This is a genomic window from Phormidesmis priestleyi ULC007 (genome assembly GCF_003003695.1).
GTDB lineage: Bacteria > Cyanobacteriota > Cyanobacteriia > Leptolyngbyales > Leptolyngbyaceae > Phormidesmis_A > Phormidesmis_A priestleyi_A.
This window is the reverse complement of the sequence record NZ_PVWG01000013.1, coordinates 63,664-81,977: the sequence shown is the minus strand read 5'-3', so window position 1 is coordinate 81,977 and position 18,314 is coordinate 63,664. Positions and strand designations below refer to the sequence as shown.

Below are 18,314 nucleotides of genomic sequence, written 5' to 3'. Positions count from 1 at the left end.
CGACGTGACGAAGCGAAAAAACTTGTCGAACTGACGCTAAATCACATCATCATCTAACGCGGAAGGAATGCCCAACACAGTGCAGGGAAACGCTTTTCCTAATTGCTGCACTAAAGGATGCTGGGCAGATTCACAGCCCAAAATTAGCAAAGATGCTGATTCAGCTTGAACGACGCTCCTTAACTCTTCGTCAACCGAGCCAAAGCGAAGATGAGTTTTAAGAGAACCGCGCCACTCATCGGCTAAACAGCGAGCTTGCCAGAGAATCCGATCGGCGCGTTCAAACACATCTGCCATGCCCATCTCAAGATTAGAACTGCCTTGCTCATTAAAGTCGGGCAACTCTGCCAGTGCTGTTCCGGGACGAACGAGATCGTTAGAAGCCAGACAAAGGCGGTCAAGCGAGTCTTGCGGGTCTCGTGCCCATCGCTGCATTGAATCGATCGTGCCAGCAAAAGCAGATCGCTTCTGACTCGATCGGTTATCGACAACATAGACCACTTGAACAGTGACCTGTTTTCCGGTTGCTAACCGGGTTTGGTGAGCAATCCATAATGTCAGGTCGAGCGCGGTTTGACTGCGGGGAGAACTCGAATAACCCACAACCAAATTAATTTCTTGATCAGAACTGGTCTGGAGCAAGTGTGCCTGTGGTAAAAGCACCATTTTATTCACTAAGTCACTGCGACCTAGCGTGCTTTGAAGACGCACCAGCATGGATAGGATATTCACGGTAAAAACCTCTCAGGATCAGGGTTTGCGAGAGGTGGGTCAGGGTTTTTGCCCCTAGCGGTTCTTGAGTAAGCGACGCTAGGAAATCAACCAGGAGACCCCAATGACTGCTGCTCATAAAAGCGCGAGCCTTGGGCACTCCTCCCATTGCCGACGGAGTTAGCTGACGGGCTAAGACTGGAAGGTGTCTCTCTCAAGCTCTCTGAGATTCGCCCCAAAATAAGGTTGGTTCCTCCGCTTTGAATGGAATAATCGACCCGATTAAACAGGTCAACCTTGCATTCAGATTAGGCTACCCACTCGAATGACGTACACAACTGTGAAATTACCAGCTAGTATAGACTGGCACAAAACTCTTCAGTGACTAATCTACGATAGCTGATTCGTAAATCTCTGATACTTTGAAGACAAAATCACAGGTGAATTTGGTTTGTCATCGATCTTTGACCAATCTAACAAACTCCAGAATTATAACAGTATCGATTAGCTCTCTGGACGTTCCCTTAGAAATGTATATGAAATCACAAAAATAGTTTCTAACTAGCACTTCTAGCAGAGGGTTGACGAAGCACTCAAGTTTGATATCTCTCTAAAGATAGAATTTGTAACTTCAATTTCTTATAGTTTTAATAAAGCTGTGCAGAGTCTCGCACCTTTAGTGAGTTTAAGAGACTCTACATAAATTTTTGTAGATTAACAGAGTTGAGAATCGGCAGTGGTTTCTAACATTTTCTTATACAGACGGGTCGTTCTTGCGGATCTTTGAAACTTACCTAGAAGTTCTAGATAGGCAAAGGGAATCACGATCGGCCAAAAGAGTGTTGCGATCGCAATCACCACGATCGAAAGGCGCTTTTCACTTTTGGTTAGACTTAAATCTTCCCGAAAGAAACCGAGCCAATTTATGAACAAAATCGGCATTAAGAGACTGTAAAAGGCGACGAATAATAGTAAGAGTGGCTGCATTGCAACAACGCTCCTTGATAAACTTTTTGACTCACTGAGGGTGCACGTTTTTCTAGCTGGTGGTCTTCTAGCTCATAAATCCAGCCCGAACCTGAGCCGAAACGCTCTCTCTATCAAACCAGTCATTAGGTAGGATTCCATGAGCGTGAATACCGAAGCAGCAGGGACGATGTTTCAGGAACAAGTAGTTCTACGTACCGATCAAGGGGATCTGTAGCTGTGGGCTGCACCCAAAAACAAGCTCTGCTCGGTCTGTTCGGAGACTTACAAAGACAAAGCTTTAGCTCCTCATTATTTACAGTACATCTGCATTTTAACTTGCTCTAAAATCTCCTAATTAGAGAAAATAATGCTGCAAGAGTGCTTAACTTTACTATCTAATCCTGGGATCAGCCGTCAGTCGTCTAGCCATTGGAAGAGTGAAGTGTGACAGATGACCTATGCCTTGTTAAACAATAACCACACTCCAGCTAAGGCAACGGCAACGCCCAAAACGGCTCTGAGACTGACTTTTTCACCCATCCATAGCGCGATCGGCAGAATAAAAAGCGGGCTGGTATTAGTGAGTGCTTGTGCCACTCCGGTGGCTGCATATTTGAGAGAGATCTGCTGTAACCAAATTCCTAAGTAAGTGCTGATGAAGGCAGTTCCGGCAACAGTGACGAACAAGCGCTGAGATGACAGAGGTTTAAATAGTTTCTCTCTGGGCGGCCGAATGAAGACCCACATCAGTAGCACGATCGTGCCTCCTATCAGCCGAATTAGCGTACTCAAAAGTGGATCGATGTCAGTTCCACTTAAAGCGGCTCTTGAAAGCACTGCCCCGATCGATTGCCCCAGTGCGGCCAGAAAACCAAACCCAAGACCTCGCAGGGGACGGAAATGAGTTTGAGCAGATTCAGGAACCCGTTCAGCCACTACCCAAAACACGCCAGTTAGGGTAAGTCCGATTCCCCACCAGGCAACTGAGGAGAGATGTTCTTGCAAAAATAGCATTGCGAGCAAGGCAGACAGCGAAGGCGCTAGCGTTTCGAGTAACAGCGTTCGTCTCGCCCCGATGCAGTTAAGCGCATTAAAGTAAGCCGTGTCTCCGAAGCCAATTCCTAAGATTCCGCTTAGGAGCAACAGACCCCAATGGGACGCGCTAATCGAGGGTATGAGTTGCCCACGCAAAAGCAGCGTCAAGACAATGAGGACGATCGCAATCCATCCCTTTGTCAAGTTAAGAATTAGGGGAGAAAGTTGCCGTCCGACTTTGCTGTAAATCACAGAAGCACTTGCCCAGATCAGGGCAGCACTAAGAGCCGCAAACTCTCCTTTGAATAGGAAGATGAACGAAAAAAAATCGAGAGGCATGAGCGACGATCGCGATTCACAAAAGTCAACCCTAACGCCTTTTATCTCAGTCGCTAAAGCAGTTGGGTAGTTGGTTGGAGGACTACGATCGAGTTAGCGTAAAAAGTTTTAGCGGTGAGATTACAGAAATGTTTAGATCATGGCTGTTTTGCATCCCGACCGCTAGAGTAAAAAGTGATTCAAACCGCAATAACATTCCAGGAGCGAATGCATGGCACACGCACAGCAAGGTGACAAAGTTCGAGTTCACTATACAGGCAAGTTAGATGATGGCACCGTGTTTGATTCGTCTACTGAGGGCGAACCCTTAGAGTTTACGATCGGAGAAGGAAATATTATTCCCGGTTTTGAGATAGCCGTGGTGGGAATGAGTCCGGGTGATTCTAAAACAGAGACGATTCCGATCGAGCAGGCTTACGGCCCACATCGAGAAGAAATGGTGCTGGTGGTCGATCGTGCCCAAATGCCAGCCGAGTTAGCCCCAGAAGTGGGGCAACAACTCCAAATTCAGCAGCCTTCAGGGGAAGCAATTCCAGTTGTGATTACAGACATTTCTGACTCAGAAGTTACACTCGATGCCAATCACCCTCTGGCTGGAGAAGATTTAGTCTTTGAAATTCAACTGGTTGAGATTGCTTGACATCCAGGCTTATGCAACTTTAACGAGGCTTTGCAGGTCGTGATCTACGAAACCGCAAAGCCAATTTTTTTAACAAATTTCCGTAATTGATTTATATCAAACTGAAGACGATCGCTAGACAGAAACTCGTTTATATTGCTTTCTGTAACAGATAAGGATCAGCAAAGATTGTTGTATTCTTGGGTGATCTTACTCATCTGCTATGGGGTATGCTACACAAGGATTTGACAGGCTCAGACCCCAGATCTTAGCTGCCCGATAGCCTCTCGACGTTTGACAAGGCTGCTTGTGCATGGTTTCTATCTATATGGATTCGTTAATCGTTAAAAAATTATGAGGAAGGGACTGCTGCACAAGCCCATCGTTGTTTTTGGTTCTATTGTTGACAAGGTTATCTTCACCCATGTGGTAGTGATCGGGTTGCCGACTATCGTCTACTACTGCATCTTGAAGGGTGGATGGAACTTGCTCCCCCTACACCTCCTCATCCCGATTCTCTATTTTGTGACTTCGGTGGTGGTGATTGGTGAGGCAATGTCAACGGCGATCGCCTACTCGTCTCCGCGCAAACAAAAGCCCAAACTAGGGGTACTGCAACGTTTTTTGCGGATGCCGCGCACTTACGCAATGCAAAGGAATGACCTATCTGAGCCAAATCGTCCGCTACCGAAATGCTCGCTGATTGTGGTGGCTTATTTGCCTAACGAGCAGCACATCATTCTCAGCACTCTCAAATATATTCTCAATCACGTCGATCGCCCTGATGCGGGGCTAGAAGTGATTTTGGCTTACAACAGCCCCATGCGGCTACCCGTTGAAGATGAGCTAGAACGGTTGGCAGAGCGGCATCCAGAGCTACGGCTGCTTCCGGTTGAAGAAAGCCGCTCTAAAGCAGAAAACCTGAATGCCGCGCTAAAAATCGTGACGGGTGAAGTGACGGGCATTTTAGATGCTGACCATCGCCCTAACGCTGACTGTTTTCATCGGGCTTGGGGTTGGCTTGCTAGCAATCGCTATGCGGTGGTGCAGGGTCGAAATGTGATTCGCAATAGCCGCAATAATTTTCTGACGCGGATGATCGCGGTGGAATTTGAGTGTATGTATGGGGTCAGTCACCCGGCCAAGTCGCTGTTAGCCGACACGGGGATGTTTTGTGGCTCAAATGGCTATTGGCGAACGGCGGTGCTGAGACGGATTCGCTTCTCGCCCACGATGATGACTGAGGATATCGATGCGACGCTGCGGACTTTGCTCAGAGGGCACAATATCGTCCACGATCCAGAAATTATCACGACAGAGCTGGCTCCGATCGACCTGCGATCGTTCTGGTTTCAGCGCAAGCGTTGGGCACAGGGTTGGCTAGAAGTCACGCTCAAACATCAGCTTCCTCTGCTGCGGTCTCACAAGCTGGATGGCTGGCAAAAAACCTATTGGTCAATGCTGCTGATGTACAGTGCGGTGTTTCATTTTGTGGCGCTGCAAATCTTTCCAATGCTGTTTAGCTTGGCGCTGACTCACACAGAGCCGCCCGCGATTTCGCAAGAATATGTTTGGGCAACGACAGTGTTGACGCTGCTGAGTGGCCCCTGTCAAACGCTGGTGGCATGGCAAATCAGAAATAAAGTCGTGAAGAATCCGTTTCGAGATTTTATTCTCTACTGCTTGTTTATCCCGTTTTATTGTGTGTTTAAGAACGTGATCGCTATCATCGCCATTTATGATCACTTGTTAGGAAACACTGAATGGGTGGTGACACGTCGGGGGCTTAGAGAAGCTGTGCCGACGGCGGCTTCAAGTCGTGCAGTTTTACGCAAAGCTAGCTGAGGATCGTGAATTAATTATGTTGGTTGCTTGCAATAATAATGGGCACGGCAGTGCCATGCCCGTACGCAGATAGTCTTATTGATCTCTGAAAGTTGTTTGGTATGCCACGTTTTGAATTGTTGATAGCGGCACTTGATAGAAATATTGACGCTGAAATTGCTCTTCTTGAATTGCCGCAAAAAAATTCTGCATCGCTTTTTTAGCTTGAGCTTGTGATGCGATCGCGTCTTCTACAGCCTCCCAAGTCACCTGAAAGCTGTGTTCTGGATAAGTCACCCGAAAGCCGAGAAATTTCAGGGCAAGAAACCCGTTTTTTAACGCTAGATCGCCAACTTCTAGCTGTTTATAGAGCTGCTGGCGCGTGGCGGTTTTTCCGGTGCGGCTGAGATATTTGGCGATCCCAATCAGGGTTTGCCAGATTTCACCGGGCGGCTTTAGGGAAGGAGATGGATAGGCGATCGCCAAACTTTTCTGTTCTCGAATTGCCCGTCGAAACCAGGCTTGTAGCTCATTCCAGCTAGTTGGGCAGGTTTGAATGCTGAGACAATCCGAAAGTTCGGAGGAGTTGTCATGCCGCCGATCGACAATCCAATCAATCTGAGGAGTGCGGCTCTGAATCGAGTTAACACAAGGGCGAACGGCGACTAACCGGACTTCATATTGCTTTCGATAGGTGTTGTTTTCGAGTTCGACGATCGCGTCACATCGCCCGCGGGGAATTTCGTAGCTGTAGTGGCCCCACCAAACCCCCGGAAACCCGATCGATACAGAATCATCCAGGACTGTGAATTTGGTTTGAATGTAGCTAACTTTCTGCCCCTTCCAGTCTTGAATGTTGCGATGTTTGCCAACTTCAAACCAACAGTTTTGAATCAGCAGTCTAGGAATCGGGTTGCCCATTCCACACGGCTCAATCAGTCGAAGTTCTCGATAAAGGTCTGCGCCCAATTCTTGAACCGTGACTTTTAGATCAGCCTGAATTGCAGGGGCAGTCCTCTCAACGCCGCCGATCTGCTGCCGCGATCGCTGGTTAATCGCTTGCGTAAAGAGCGGCAGGTTTTCGACGTTAAGACTCAACCCGGCTGCGAAAGGATGCCCGCCAAATCGATGCAAAAGATGTTCTTGATCTTTAACGAGTTGATAAAGGTCGATCTGGTTGAACGATCGGGCAGATCCACGAGCGAGGGCAGGCGTTTGGACTGAATCTGTTGAGTTCTGCTCGGTGGTCAGCAAAATAGTCGGTCGCCCATATTCTTGAGCGATTTGTCCGGCGACTAGACCTAACACGCCAGCACTCCATTGTTCATCCCACAAGACAATCACGTTTGTCGTGGAGAGGTCGAGATGAGCCAGCTTATCAGCCACTTGTCGGGCAACATCTTTTTGCAGCGCTTTGCGGCGAGAATTGGCGAGTTCGGTTGCCTCAGCCAGTTCTCGACAGCGTTGAATATCTCGACTGGTGAGCAACTCTACGCAAAAATGAGCATCGCCTTGAATACGGCTGACGGCGTTAATTCGGGGGCCTAAACCAAAGGAAATATCAGTAGGTCGATCGCCAGTGCGCTTACACAATTCCAATAGTCGGGTGATGCCGGGGCGAGTTTGCTCACTGGGTTGGCGCTGAGAATGGGTTTGAAGCTGCTGAATTCCTTTTTGTGCCAGATAGCGGCAATCGCCTTTGAGTTCGACCAGATCGGCAATTAGCCCGATCGCCACCAAATCCAGCAAATGGTTTAACGGCTCACGAGGCACTTCTGGCAAAGTCTCATAGAGTGCCTCAACGAGTTTATAAGCGACTGCAACGCCCGAAAGACTCGCAAGCGGATGATCTTTGGGAAAATAGCGCGAATTGACGATCGCCTTCACCGGAGGACGCTGAATCGGTAACGTATGGTGATCGGTGACAATCACATCAATGCCCAGACGGTTGGCGTAGTCAATTTCATCAAGATTCGTACTGCCCGTGTCGCAGGTCACGATCAAGCGGCAATTTTTCTCATTTAACCGCGAGATTCCCTGATGAGACAAGCCATGAGACTCGGTGAGCCGATTGGGAATGTAATAAAAAAGCTGCTGATTTTGGGTGAAAAACTGTCCTAGCCCATCCCACAGAACGGCGGTCGCGGTGACTCCATCGGCATCAAAATCGCCCCAAACGGCGATCGTTTCTCCCGTTTGATGGGCATATTGCAGTCGCTCAACTGCCCAGCGCATTTCTTGCCCAAACTCAAAGGGGCTGACGGGCTGATAATCGTCAGGATTTAGATAGCCCGCCAACTGTTCAAGATCTCGAATGCCTCGACTCCAAAGCAGTTGAGCGATATAGTCTCCTTTGATTTTAGGAAGATGCGACGCGATCGGCTCCGCCAAGCTCACGATCGCGGCTACAAATTCTTTCGGCGGCACCTCTGAAGGCAGCACCCACGGGTTTGCAGGTCTTAGAGAATTTGCCCGATCGGTCAACTCAGACATTTAGGATTCCTTCACGATGTTGCGTTGGGACGGCGACGAGGACGCTTCCAGATCGCCCGATCTGCTTTTTCTCGCTCATAGGCAATGAGTCTGCCGTAATAATCATGGTCACTCAGATTCATTGACAGAAAGACGTGCTGCCGCATATTGCCAAACCCTTTGCGCGTGAAGAACTGGAGCGCCGGAAGATTTTCGGGGTCGGTGTCTACCATCATAAATCGGGCCCCATCATCGATCATGCGTTCTACTAGTTTATCGACCAGTTTGTCTGCTACGCCGCGCCGTTGAAAGCTGGGGGCCACGCCTAACCAAATGATGTAGCCATAGACCAATGTAGATTTATTAATAATGGTGCCCAACACAAATCCGGCTAGCTGTTCGTCGATTTCAGCCACCAAACAATATTCTGGATCGGTGTTGTAGAGTCCGATGACTTCCCACTGATCCCAGGTGCGATAGATGTAGGGATAGAGATCGCTCGTAAACAATTCTTCGCCTAGATGATAGACGTTGGCAAGGTCGTCGATCTCCATATCTCGGATATCAAGCTGAGAAGAATGGGGTTCTAAATCTGAAAAGTCCGTCATAAACGCTCAAAGAGGAATTTCTGCAATGTCAGCGAGACTGAGAGGCGTTGTAGAGTTGAGCGCTCCTTCATTCTGTTGCTCTGGCGATCGCTGGCATCGCAGGGCAAATCCACACGCTTCACAGGCTGAGGTTTGAGGAATTTGAGGAAAGGCTTCTCCGATCGTCTGGTAGCGATCGAGCCACTCAGTCAACTGATGAACTAATTGAGTTAGGTCTTGCCCAATCTTTTTGTGTTGAGCAGTGTCATAAGCAAACCGCAAGCTTTGGGGTTCGGTTTGATCCGCTTCTGTGGATTGAAAAAACCAGTAGGTCATCGAAATCTGCTCAGGGTCAAAATGGCTCGTTTCTGCCAGCACAAAGCGATAGAGTTTCGTCTGCCAGTTTTCTGCCAACTGTCTAGACTTCTGAGGCTTTGGGTAAGTTTTCCAGTCTAGAATCTGAGCCTGTTGCTCTGTCAAAATCAGTAAGTCATAGACGACCGTAATCAGATGTCCTTCAAACTCCAGGGTGCGCTGATGTTCGCTCTGGCGCAAAACTGGGTTCGCGTCAGTCAAAGACAGAATTTTGGGAGCGGCTTCCACAAATGCAGTGATTAACTGCCGCAGTTGATCGTCTTCTTGAATAAACGCCTCGATCGACAGCCCCATTTCTCGCTGCTGCATCAACAAGTGAAAGCGACTCCCCAACCGTAAGCGTTCTTGCTGCTCTGGCGTTGTAGGCGATGCCAACTGTTCTAAATAAGTGTGCTGAAACTTACGGGGACAGGTTTCGAGGAGGTTTAACTGCCCTTGAGAGAGGCGCATAATTTTTATCCTTTCGTTAAAACAAAGACGCTGCCCTCGTTGCCTCGCCCGATCCGCAAGTTTTCATCCAAATAGGTCGTATCGAGCCAGCCTTGTTGATCGCGGTTGTCGAGGCTGAAATCGATCGCCGCAAATTTTTGTCCCGATTCGATTTGATGAATAAAGTGATCGGGCGTTTGGTAGCCGATCAAACGCTGAAGCCCTAAGATCGATCGCTCAAATTTGACATCAACCCGCTTGTCAGAGACGGGCTTAAATCGTGCTGCTACGCTGACAATGCCTTCCAGAAATGGTACGCCATAGACTTCGGCAATGTTATAGATTTTGGCTTCTAGCGCCCGAATCGACTGATAAACCTGTCCTAATTTAAGAAAGGGCACCTGCTCAATGCCTAAAATTCCTTGACTGGTGGTGTAAATCAGCCGCCAATCGCCTTCGAGGAGGTCAAGCGCCTCGATCGGTCGCGGAGTCGGATTACGATCTTCAAGTTGAGCGATCGCCGATAAGATTGCTTGTCTCTCTGGCTCGGTTGCCAGCAATCCTCGATTTTTGCCCGCGATCGTTTCTAACAGTGCCGATTTCCCGATCATTTGCACTTACCCTCGTAAACAGTGGTAGCTAATGCCTTCAAGATACTCGCCGTGACGGGCGATCGGGGCAGGTTACTCTAAACTTTTTTGAATCTGAGTGAGCAAAATCACAGCTAATTCAATAAGCTTGAGAGAACTACCTTGACACCGCTAAAGAAATATGAGAATTTTTTGCGCCAATTTCTTAAGTCGGTGGTAGACTCTGGTTGTTTCATTGGGTCTAAACTTTAAGAAGACACGTTAATTTTTGTTGTGAATTTAATCGCTCCATGACTTATAATCCATCGTTACGTGAAGAACCTCGTGATCAACGAGCGGCTGTGATTCCCGTCCAGCAAGAGTCTTCGATTCTTGACTGGCTTGAAAAGTCAGGTCGCTTATTGGCTCGTGAAGTTCAAGAAGTCGAAGTTGGCGCACCAGAAGACGTTGACGACATCAATCAGTTCATTTCAGAAGATGACAACTCCTTTGATTTAGACGATGATAGCGACGATTTAGAGCTAGAAGACTAGAGTCAGCAGATAGTCTTTGTAGAAAGAGAAAGCCTTCTATTTACAAAGACAGAGTTCTGTCAAAGAATCTGACTTTCTTCCGAAGAATCTTTCCAATCCGGTGTGGTGTAATGTGCGGAGTGAAGTGAGAATCTCGTGGACGCTAAATTATTTACAAATCAATCGAGCAGTCTCTCAGGAACGCGACTTTTTCTGTTTCTGATGATCGGACTGACGAGTGCTGCGCTTGCCCTTGACGCGATCGCAGGACGAGCATTTAATCAGGTGGCATCGCTAACTTTACCGCTCTGGATGAGCGCTCTCGCAACGGCAGGCGTTGGTTTTTGGGCGGTGCCTTTGCTGAGAGCCTTAAAAGTAGGGCAAGTGATTCGCGAAGACGGCCCGCAGTCTCATCTCAAGAAGGCAGGAACCCCGACGATGGGAGGAGCCTTTTTTGTTCCCGTCGCGGTTGCCTTTGCGCTAGTTTTATCTAAGTTTTCAGTCGATGTAGTTGCTGTGTCGGGTTTAACTCTGACTTATGCAGCGATCGGGTTTCTAGACGATTGGCAAATCATTCGCTACAAGTCCAACAAAGGCATTTCTCCCCGCTTGAAAATGGGGCTACAAATCTTTTTTGCAGTCGCGTTTTGCGTCTGGCTCTCGATCAGCCATCCCGCAAGCATTACAACGCTGGCACTTCCGTTAGGTTTAACCCTGCCGCTCGGAGTCTTATTTTGGCTTCTCGCTGCCTTCGCTCTGGTCGCTGAGAGCAACGCCACCAACCTGACCGATGGCATGGATGGGTTAGCGGGTGGAACGGTTGCGATCGCTTTCCTCGGTTTAGGTGCTTTGATCGGACAGACCTCGCCCGATTTGATGATCTTCTGCGCCTCCATGAGCGGCGGTTGCCTAGGATTTTTATTGCACAACCGCAATCCTGCTCGTGTGTTTATGGGAGATACCGGATCGTTAGCACTAGGCGGCGGGTTAGCGGCAGTGGCTCTGATCACAAATTCCCTATTCGCGCTGCTGATTTTAAGCGGATTGTTTTTCTTAGAAACCGTTTCTGTGATTGCTCAGGTCAGCTATTACAAAGCCACAAAAGATGCAAATGGGATCGGAAAACGGCTGTTCAAAATGTCGCCCTTTCACAATCATTTAGAGCTAACAGGCTGGACAGAAACGCAGGTCGTTGGCTGGTTTTATGCGATCGCTGCCCTTCTCGCCATTTTGAGCCTGACCATTCGATAGTTTCAGCTACGATTCATCAAATTTTTAACCCGTTCACCGTTTCGCACTGAACTCTGATAAGATTGTAAATCGTCACCCGGAGAGATGGCTGAGTGGTCGAAAGCGGCAGATTGCTAATCTGTTGATGGATTTAGGTCTATCCGAGGGTTCGAATCCCTCTCTCTCCGTTTTAATCATTAGTCGGCATTCGAGGCGCGAATCTCGGATGCCGATTTTTTATTACCCTTAAAGATTCCCCTAATTCACAAGCGATTGGTTATAGAATGAGGCTCATTTCAAACGAGACGTTGAGGAAGCTAAATCAATATGACTAAATTGCCTTCAGCGAAGAAGCCAAATCCCGGCGCGGCGATCGCCCTAGCCACTGTCACGATCGCGGTCGGGTTTCTGACGGCTGCTTGTCAAGAAGCCGCTCCACCCAATGCCACCCAAGGGGCTTCTCCGGGCGCTGCAACGACGGCTACCACTGATACCAAAGGCTTAAAGCTGGGTTCTCTCTTGCCAGCAACGGGCGATTTAGGCTCGATCGGACAGCAGATGATCGCAACGGTGCCGCTGCTCGTCGAAACGGTGAATCAATGTGGAGGCGTTAACGGTGAGCCAGTCACGTTATCTTCAGTCGATGATCAGACTGAGCCGTCTGCGGGCACTGAAGGCATGACAAAACTGGCAGAAGTCGATAAAGTCGCTGGGGTTGTTGGATCGTTTGCGAGTAGCGTTTCTACCGCAGCCTTGCCGATCGCCATTCGTAACAAAGTAGTTCTAATTTCTCCGGGCAGCACCAGCCCCGTTTTCACCCAACAGGCAAAAGAAGGCAAGTTTCAAGGCTATTGGGCACGAACGGCTCCGCCAGACACTTATCAGGCACAAGCTCTGGCAAAACTGGCAACCGAACGAGGCTTTAAAACGGCAGGAACAGTGGTCATCAACAATGACTATGGCGTTGGGTTTGAGAAAGAATTTAAGCAGGCTTTTGAGAAACTGGGTGGCACGATCACAAATAGGGATAAGCCAACCCGCTATGATCCCAAAGCCACCACTTTTACCACAGAGGCAAGTGCCGCATTTGCTGGCAAGCCTCAAGCCGTCGCAGCAGTTTTGTATGCTGAAACAGGCGGTTTGATTGTGAAGTCAGCCTTTGAGCAAGGAGCCAGTAAAGGTACGCAACTTCTGCTGACCGATGGCGTATATTCGCCTGATTTTGTCGCTAAAGTGGGCAAAACTGGAGACGGCAAATCGATTTTAGCGGGCGCGATCGGCACCGTTCCGGGTGCGAATGGCAAAGCGCTCGACGCATTCACCACACTTTGGAAGGAGAAACAAAACCGTCCACTTGCGCCCTACGCGGCTCACTCTTGGGATGCGGCGGCGATCCTAGTTTTAGCGGCCCAATCTGCAAAAGCTAATACGGGAGATGGCATTAAGAGTAAGCTGCGCGAAGTCACCAACGCCCCCGGCACTGAAGTTACTGATGTCTGCCAGGGGTTAGACTTGCTTCGCAAAGGTCAAAAGATTAACTATCAAGGCGCAAGCGGCAACGTTGATATTGACGAAAACGGTGATGTGGTGGGCAACTATGACGTTTGGACGGTCAAGGACGACGGTTCGCTAGGCGTAATCGGCAAGGTGAGTCCGCGATAAAGACGTGATGAATGATGAATCGAAGCAACTCATTCATCATTCATTGGTTCGCTCGAAGACGGCATTAACTGAGTTAACCAATTTTCGACTTGAGACTGGACGCGATGAGACGATAAAGAGGTTTCGATCGTCTCTAAACGATCCAGCTTTTCTAGAGCGCGGTGATAATCGGCGATCGCATAGTTCCAGTCACCGACTAGATCGTGAGTGCGTCCTCTTGCGGCATAGATATGACCTTCTAAAGTCGCTGTGTTTGCACCAGTCGAGAGAAATTGAGTAATTTGTAAAGCGTGATCAAAGTTCTCGATCGCTTGCGGATACATCTCTAGTTCTCGGAAGGTGACACCCTGATTAATCCAGGCTCTGACGTTTGTGGGGTCGAGGTCGATCGCGGTTTCATAATCTGCGATCGCTTCGGCTAATCGCCCTTTTGCGGCGTAATAGTTAGCCCGATTGTTGTAAGCACTTGCCAGTCTAGAGTTGAGCTTGATGGCGTGATTGTAGTCAGCTAAAGCGGCGGCGGACTGCCCATTTTGAAAGTAGACTAAGCCGCGGTTGTTGTAGTCGATCGCGTTGCGAGGGTTGCGTTCAACCAGCAGATTTAAGCCTTCAATGGCGGTTTGGTAGTTACCACGACGAGCTTCGGTGAGCGATCGCTGACGCAGCAACCGATCTTGCTCAGTCGGTTCTAACCAGGCTGGCTCTTGGCTAAGTTTTAGAGTTGCTAGAGAACTTCTGCGAGTCTGCTCTCGGCGGCGCAAACTTCCTTCAGCAGGGCGAGGCAAGCTTTTCTTAGACTCGCGGCGAGGAACATAAGCACTTCCACTCTTGAGATAGCTTGGACGCAAGAGAAGAGATGGGTTGGGGCGACTTAATGAAGTACGAGCGTTCATGCAATCCTCACGGGGCTTGTGGGTTCAAACTTACAAACTCTTTGACTAAAGTTTTTCTGCCTGCGTGTCATAAACCAATACGTCTGGGGTTAGATTTTGGATGAGTCGGCGAGGTTAGCAGGTTGTATGAGATTCACTTCAAGACGAGTAGTAGAAATTTCTGAAAATCGGGCATCGATCGAGCATTCTTTAAACTCACCGTGGACGGTTTTCACAGGTAGACGCAAGCCATCCGAAAATGAGTCATTACTTCACGAAATCTTTGTACATTATTAAAGTTCTTTTGAGGGATAAACAACAAGCGACAATTGTCTGCATTTGTTGAGAGAAATCAAGCCATTTGGCAGTGATCCCTCAGAAATTGATAAAATTCAGTCTTGTTCAGCGATCGTGCCAGTTTCAACCTGGTTCCTAAAAACGGCTTATGACGACCACATTTTCTTACCCCAACACAGCCGACTTGTCTTCAGATGATTATTTAGTAGTCGGTCTGGCGACTTGCTTTATCAAAGAAGATAGTGAAGTCCATCAAGTCAAGATTATTGAGCCAATCCCATCGGCGGCATTAGAAGCGATCGTCAAGGGCATTCCGACCTCTTATGAACAGGCGATCGCCACCACGATGGGCGCAGTGATTGTAGGAGAAACACCTCAACTGCCGGACGGGTTTCCGATCGAGGCTCAATTCTGCGACGACTTTATCTATCGCGCCACCGCTGCCGCCCGGACTTATAAAGTAAAGCCAGTGGCTCAAACTCATATTCCGGTGGGCACCAGTCGCAGCGACTTCAACCACTCCACAGAGCGCAAGCGGGTTTTAAACTCAGAGCGCATTGTCAGAACTGAAGATAACGTCAAGCAACACGAACACACTCATAAGGTGCTCTAGAAGGATTTTGAGTTTTGGATTGTGAGTTGGGCACGATGCAAGCTCCAAAAAATTCCATCTCCTATAGAATAGTACAAAAGTACTTAAATTTCAACTCATGGTTCAAGACTCATCATCTGTTTTAGAGGATTCAGATATGCTTAAGCTTTATGGTGTAGGGCGCAGTCGTGCCTCGATCGTCCAGTGGTATTTAGAAGAATTAGCGATTCCTTACGAATTCGTCGTGTTAGATTTGCAAGCGGGAGATTTGTCACAGCCGACGTTTTTGGCAATTAATCCTTTTGCAAAAGTTCCAGCGATCGTCGATGGTGACTTCACGCTCTGGGAGTCAGGCGCGATTCTCATGTATCTGGCTGAGAAGTACGGTCACGAATTGGATTCGACAGAAAAGAGGGCGACGATCGCGCAGTGGGTTTTGTTCGCCAACTCCACGCTGGCAACGGGCATTTTCGTCGAAGCTAATCGAGCACGAGAAATGCCGCGTTTGATGAAGCCCTTAAATGAGCTTTTTGAACGTCAGCCTTTTGTTTTAGGCGATCAGTTTAGTGTTGCAGATGTGGCAGTGGGTTCTCTGCTGTCCTACATTCCGATGATGCTAAAGCTTGACTTGAGTGAATACCCTAATGTCACAGCCTACATGAACCGGATGGCAGAGCGTCTGGCTTTTGAGAAAGCGATCGGGGGTCGCAGTTAGTTGTTTAACAGGCTAATCGCATTCAGTGGGGTAAAAACTCATCGCTCATAACCTCCACCAACTCATAAGGGCACTGCTGAGGAAAGGTTTCTGACGACAGCCCAGTTTCTGCTTTTGCTTGCTTGACCGCTTGTAAATAACATCCATCAAAAATACTTTCAAGATAAGGTCGCAGGCTAGGCGAGTCGTCTACGGCTTCTTGAATGCGTCTACGATGCTCAACTATGCTTCCTCCCCAACTTCCACTTCTGCGATCGGGTTGAAACTGCCACTTGAGCAAATGAACCAGCACCACAATTAGGTTGCTCTTCAGGCTTCTTTGCTCACTCCTGCCCATATCCTCGATTTCCTCGATCAGATTTTCCCAGTCCACACTGTCATAGTCGCGACTCCGCAGTTTTTCTAGCGTCGTCTCGATCCATTTCAGGTAATCGGTTTCATACTGGGTTTTGAGAGCAGTCTCTAGAGGAGTCATGGCAGTTTCGATAGGAGATCTCTTAATTTCAAGATCTATGAACATCCTAGCTTGTGCGATCGTTCACACATCAACAGCGCTATGAAAAAGGGGCAGCGTTGACTACCCCTTTTTTATGATTAAATTTTGTTTGATATGAAACTATCTAAAACCGACCGATGCTTGCCAAACAAAAGCGAGCAACAGAAAGAAAACGGGAATTACGGGCAGAACGTCCACCAGGGGATCAAAGATGGCGTAAGCTTCGGGCAGTTTTGACAAGAGCAGTGCTGCTTCCATGAATCGATTGCCTCTCCAACACAGAATTCATAATTGACAAGTATTTTAACATGATCGGACTCACTCAAAATTATCCGATCGGCGCTAACCAACGAGCAAATTCTTCTGTAAACGTCCCTTCAGCGATCGCTGCTCTAATTCGTTGAGTAAACCCCACCAGTTCTGTAATGTTGTGAATCGATAGCAAGGTATAGGCTAAAAGCTCTTGTGCCCGCAGCAAGTGACTCAAATAAGCGCGAGTAAAATTTTGACAGGTGTAGCAAGGACAAGACGCATCAAGCGGCGTGAAGTCTTCTCTAAATCGGGCGTTTTTGACATTCCAGCGCTCACCGCCTACCAGCGCCGAGCCATGTCTCGCCAGCCGAGTTGGAATCACGCAATCGAATAAATCAATCCCGGCGGCGATCGCTCTGACCATTTCGCGATAAGTGCCCACACCCATCAAATAGCGCGGTTTGTCTAGCGGCAAAAGCGGAGCCGTTGCCTGTACCACTTGATCGATCACTTCTGGCGCTTCACCAACGCTGACTCCTCCGATCGCATATCCCGGCAAATCCAGATCGGTCAACATCCGCACTGCTTCGGCTCGAAGATCTAAATATTCGCCACCCTGGACGATTCCAAATAGCGCTTGATCCGATCGTTCATGGGCTTGAATACATCGCTTTAACCAGTCGTAAGTTCGTTCGGTCGCTTTTTCAACTGCATCGCGACCCACTCCTGGCGGCGGACATTCATCAAACGCCATAATCACATCGGCACCCAACGCATTTTGAATCTGAATCGATCGCTCTGGCGTTAGGTGAATCATTTGCCCATCGCGAGGAGACCGAAACGTCACCCCATCATCGGTAATCGATCGCATCTCGCTCAGACTAAACACTTGAAACCCACCCGAATCGGTCAACATCGGGCCCGACCAACCCATAAACTTATGCACTCCGCCTGCCCGTTTGACAATCTCTTCGCCAGGTTGTAGATGCAGGTGATAAGTGTTTGATAACACCATTTGTGCCCCCGTCTCTTTTAACTGAGCAGGAGTCAAGGTTTTGACATTCGCTAAAGTGCCCACAGGCATAAAGCGCGGCGTTTCAACAATGCCGTGAGGGGTCGAGAAAACTCCGGTTCGGGCGTGGGTGTGACCGCAACGAGCTTGACACTGAAAAGAAAAATTACTCAAGACAGATTGATCCCGCGATCGACAGAATTCCTATTCTAGAGGGATGGGGCGCGATAGAAGCGGCGATCGTCCTAGAAAGCGTCATCGTCATCAATCTGCACATCCCACCCGGCCGAGAGAACTTCGGCAACCATTGCCTCTAGCGCGGCGGCATTGATGCTGCGACCCGGATGCTGTAACGGGTTAGAGAGCGGAATCAGCCTCAGTTGACGGCTATCTTGAATTAAATCAAAATAAGTCTCCTGCTCTGACGACTGGCTCAACTCTAAATAATCAAAGCTATGAACATTAATATAGAGCGCGTGATTTGCAATTAGCGTCGCTCGTTGGGCGTTGGCGAAGACTTCTAAAAGGCACCCTTCGCCCTGGCTCGTAACAACACCGTCTTGGGTGTGGATGTAGCGAACCCGATTGAGATCGGTCAGCAGGCGGTGCATATCCCGCTTATCAACGATCGTGCCTACGTCGATGATGCAAGGGGCTGGAAGCCTTATGTCGCGGGAAGAATGGTCGTGACTCATATCTGAAAGCCCTTAGTTTTGCTGACCCT

The 18,314-nt window shown here is 48.6% G+C and carries 18 protein-coding genes, 1 tRNA gene, 1 pseudogene and 1 riboswitch; of the genes and pseudogenes, 8 read left to right on the top strand and 12 right to left on the bottom strand.

Annotated elements, in window-relative coordinates; translation table 11 throughout:
* Nucleotides 1-36: 36 nt before the first annotated feature.
* The 3 genes from C7B65_RS13380 to C7B65_RS13370 form a co-directional block, all read right to left on the bottom strand.
* Complete coding sequence (locus C7B65_RS13380; protein ID WP_223257386.1) at nt 37-732, bottom strand: universal stress protein; 696 nt, start codon at nt 730-732, stop codon at nt 37-39.
* 136 nt (nt 733-868) lie between these two features.
* A riboswitch (cyclic di-AMP (ydaO/yuaA leader) is annotated at nt 869-1,000 on the bottom strand.
* A gap of 425 nt (nt 1,001-1,425) precedes the next feature.
* Nucleotides 1,426-1,698 (bottom strand): hypothetical protein, encoded by a 273-nt coding sequence (locus C7B65_RS13375; RefSeq protein ID WP_073072234.1) that lies wholly within the window; start codon nt 1,696-1,698, stop codon nt 1,426-1,428.
* 438 nt (nt 1,699-2,136) lie between these two features.
* Nucleotides 2,137-3,054: a DMT family transporter gene (locus C7B65_RS13370; RefSeq protein ID WP_073072232.1), complete on the bottom strand. Its 918-nt coding sequence runs from the start codon at nt 3,052-3,054 to the stop codon at nt 2,137-2,139.
* Nucleotides 3,055-3,286: 232 nt separating this feature from the next.
* Here C7B65_RS13370 and C7B65_RS13365 point away from each other — a divergent pair.
* Together C7B65_RS13365 and C7B65_RS13360 are read left to right on the top strand one after the other, a co-directional pair.
* Nucleotides 3,287-3,694, top strand: a pseudogene (locus tag C7B65_RS13365) (FKBP-type peptidyl-prolyl cis-trans isomerase); the annotation flags it as partial.
* 333 nt (nt 3,695-4,027) lie between these two features.
* On the top strand, nt 4,028-5,518 hold the full coding sequence (locus C7B65_RS13360; RefSeq protein ID WP_073072228.1) for a glycosyltransferase family 2 protein: 1,491 nt from the start codon (nt 4,028-4,030) through the stop codon (nt 5,516-5,518).
* Nucleotides 5,519-5,593: 75 nt separating this feature from the next.
* On the opposite strand, the gene recJ is transcribed toward C7B65_RS13360, so the two are convergent.
* From recJ to C7B65_RS13340, 4 genes are read right to left on the bottom strand one after another with little or no spacing between them, the layout of a single operon-like run.
* A complete protein-coding gene (gene recJ / locus C7B65_RS13355) occupies nt 5,594-7,990 on the bottom strand; it encodes a single-stranded-DNA-specific exonuclease RecJ (protein WP_073072226.1) in 2,397 nt (798 codons plus the stop codon).
* An 11-nt stretch (nt 7,991-8,001) separates the two neighbouring features.
* Nucleotides 8,002-8,577, bottom strand: a complete 576-nt coding sequence (locus tag C7B65_RS13350) for a GNAT family N-acetyltransferase (protein WP_073072224.1) — start codon at nt 8,575-8,577, stop codon at nt 8,002-8,004.
* Between the two features lie 6 nt (nt 8,578-8,583).
* Nucleotides 8,584-9,381, bottom strand: coding sequence for a PD-(D/E)XK nuclease family protein (locus tag C7B65_RS13345; protein ID WP_073072222.1), 798 nt, complete (start codon nt 9,379-9,381; stop codon nt 8,584-8,586).
* A gap of 5 nt (nt 9,382-9,386) precedes the next feature.
* The gene (locus tag C7B65_RS13340; RefSeq protein WP_073072220.1) at nt 9,387-9,971 is read right to left on the bottom strand and encodes a PAP/fibrillin family protein; all 585 of its coding nucleotides are present in this window, start codon (nt 9,969-9,971) and stop codon (nt 9,387-9,389) included.
* Between the two features lie 269 nt (nt 9,972-10,240).
* Between C7B65_RS13340 and C7B65_RS13335 the strand changes: the two genes are divergently transcribed.
* The 4 genes from C7B65_RS13335 to C7B65_RS13320 all read left to right on the top strand — a co-directional run bounded on the left by C7B65_RS13335 (nt 10,241) and on the right by C7B65_RS13320 (nt 13,354).
* A complete protein-coding gene (locus C7B65_RS13335) occupies nt 10,241-10,483 on the top strand; it encodes a DUF3134 domain-containing protein (protein WP_073072218.1) in 243 nt (80 codons plus the stop codon).
* Between the two features lie 135 nt (nt 10,484-10,618).
* On the top strand, nt 10,619-11,713 hold the full coding sequence (gene mraY, locus C7B65_RS13330) for a phospho-N-acetylmuramoyl-pentapeptide-transferase (RefSeq protein WP_073072216.1): 1,095 nt from the start codon (nt 10,619-10,621) through the stop codon (nt 11,711-11,713).
* A gap of 78 nt (nt 11,714-11,791) precedes the next feature.
* A tRNA-Ser gene (locus C7B65_RS13325) sits at nt 11,792-11,880 on the top strand.
* Nucleotides 11,881-12,019: 139 nt separating this feature from the next.
* The gene (locus tag C7B65_RS13320) at nt 12,020-13,354 is read left to right on the top strand and encodes an ABC transporter substrate-binding protein (protein ID WP_073072214.1); all 1,335 of its coding nucleotides are present in this window, start codon (nt 12,020-12,022) and stop codon (nt 13,352-13,354) included.
* A 29-nt stretch (nt 13,355-13,383) separates the two neighbouring features.
* On the opposite strand, the gene C7B65_RS13315 is transcribed toward C7B65_RS13320, so the two are convergent.
* Complete coding sequence (locus C7B65_RS13315) at nt 13,384-14,247, bottom strand: tetratricopeptide repeat protein (protein WP_073072212.1); 864 nt, start codon at nt 14,245-14,247, stop codon at nt 13,384-13,386.
* A 424-nt stretch (nt 14,248-14,671) separates the two neighbouring features.
* Between C7B65_RS13315 and C7B65_RS13310 the strand changes: the two genes are divergently transcribed.
* Together C7B65_RS13310 and C7B65_RS13305 are read left to right on the top strand one after the other, a co-directional pair.
* Complete coding sequence (locus C7B65_RS13310) at nt 14,672-15,136, top strand: hypothetical protein (RefSeq protein ID WP_073072211.1); 465 nt, start codon at nt 14,672-14,674, stop codon at nt 15,134-15,136.
* Between the two features lie 136 nt (nt 15,137-15,272).
* Entirely contained in the window at nt 15,273-15,830 is a 558-nt protein-coding gene (locus C7B65_RS13305) for a glutathione S-transferase family protein (RefSeq protein WP_073072293.1), read from the top strand.
* A 22-nt stretch (nt 15,831-15,852) separates the two neighbouring features.
* On the opposite strand, the gene C7B65_RS13300 is transcribed toward C7B65_RS13305, so the two are convergent.
* The 4 genes from C7B65_RS13300 to C7B65_RS13285 form a co-directional block, all read right to left on the bottom strand.
* Nucleotides 15,853-16,305 carry a DUF29 domain-containing protein gene (locus C7B65_RS13300; RefSeq protein WP_073072291.1) on the bottom strand — a complete coding sequence of 151 codons (453 nt, stop codon included), beginning with the start codon at nt 16,303-16,305 and terminating at the stop codon, nt 15,853-15,855.
* A 141-nt stretch (nt 16,306-16,446) separates the two neighbouring features.
* A complete protein-coding gene (locus C7B65_RS13295; RefSeq protein WP_073072209.1) occupies nt 16,447-16,584 on the bottom strand; it encodes a photosystem II reaction center protein K in 138 nt (45 codons plus the stop codon).
* A gap of 70 nt (nt 16,585-16,654) precedes the next feature.
* The gene (gene tgt, locus C7B65_RS13290; RefSeq protein WP_073072208.1) at nt 16,655-17,764 is read right to left on the bottom strand and encodes a tRNA guanosine(34) transglycosylase Tgt; all 1,110 of its coding nucleotides are present in this window, start codon (nt 17,762-17,764) and stop codon (nt 16,655-16,657) included.
* Nucleotides 17,765-17,835: 71 nt separating this feature from the next.
* Nucleotides 17,836-18,285: a hypothetical protein gene (locus C7B65_RS13285; RefSeq protein ID WP_073072206.1), complete on the bottom strand. Its 450-nt coding sequence runs from the start codon at nt 18,283-18,285 to the stop codon at nt 17,836-17,838.
* Nucleotides 18,286-18,314: the final 29 nt, after the last annotated feature.

Excerpts from the sequence above, each read along its gene's own strand:
- C7B65_RS13375 (WP_073072234.1), bottom strand. The coding sequence starts at position 1,698 with ATGCAGCCACTCTTACTATTATTCGTCGCCTTTTACAGTCTCTTAATG.
- C7B65_RS13370 (WP_073072232.1), bottom strand. The coding sequence starts at position 3,054 with ATGCCTCTCGATTTTTTTTCGTTCATCTTCCTATTCAAAGGAGAGTTT.
- C7B65_RS13360 (WP_073072228.1), top strand. The coding sequence starts at position 4,028 with ATGAGGAAGGGACTGCTGCACAAGCCCATCGTTGTTTTTGGTTCTATT.
- recJ (WP_073072226.1), bottom strand. The coding sequence starts at position 7,990 with ATGTCTGAGTTGACCGATCGGGCAAATTCTCTAAGACCTGCAAACCCG.
- C7B65_RS13350 (WP_073072224.1), bottom strand. The coding sequence starts at position 8,577 with ATGACGGACTTTTCAGATTTAGAACCCCATTCTTCTCAGCTTGATATC.
- C7B65_RS13345 (WP_073072222.1), bottom strand. The coding sequence starts at position 9,381 with ATGCGCCTCTCTCAAGGGCAGTTAAACCTCCTCGAAACCTGTCCCCGT.
- C7B65_RS13340 (WP_073072220.1), bottom strand. The coding sequence starts at position 9,971 with ATGATCGGGAAATCGGCACTGTTAGAAACGATCGCGGGCAAAAATCGA.
- C7B65_RS13335 (WP_073072218.1), top strand. The coding sequence starts at position 10,241 with ATGACTTATAATCCATCGTTACGTGAAGAACCTCGTGATCAACGAGCG.
- C7B65_RS13320 (WP_073072214.1), top strand. The coding sequence starts at position 12,020 with ATGACTAAATTGCCTTCAGCGAAGAAGCCAAATCCCGGCGCGGCGATC.
- C7B65_RS13315 (WP_073072212.1), bottom strand. The coding sequence starts at position 14,247 with ATGAACGCTCGTACTTCATTAAGTCGCCCCAACCCATCTCTTCTCTTG.
- C7B65_RS13310 (WP_073072211.1), top strand. The coding sequence starts at position 14,672 with ATGACGACCACATTTTCTTACCCCAACACAGCCGACTTGTCTTCAGAT.
- C7B65_RS13305 (WP_073072293.1), top strand. The coding sequence starts at position 15,273 with ATGCTTAAGCTTTATGGTGTAGGGCGCAGTCGTGCCTCGATCGTCCAG.
- C7B65_RS13300 (WP_073072291.1), bottom strand. The coding sequence starts at position 16,305 with ATGACTCCTCTAGAGACTGCTCTCAAAACCCAGTATGAAACCGATTAC.
- C7B65_RS13295 (WP_073072209.1), bottom strand. The coding sequence starts at position 16,584 with ATGGAAGCAGCACTGCTCTTGTCAAAACTGCCCGAAGCTTACGCCATC.
- C7B65_RS13285 (WP_073072206.1), bottom strand. The coding sequence starts at position 18,285 with ATGAGTCACGACCATTCTTCCCGCGACATAAGGCTTCCAGCCCCTTGC.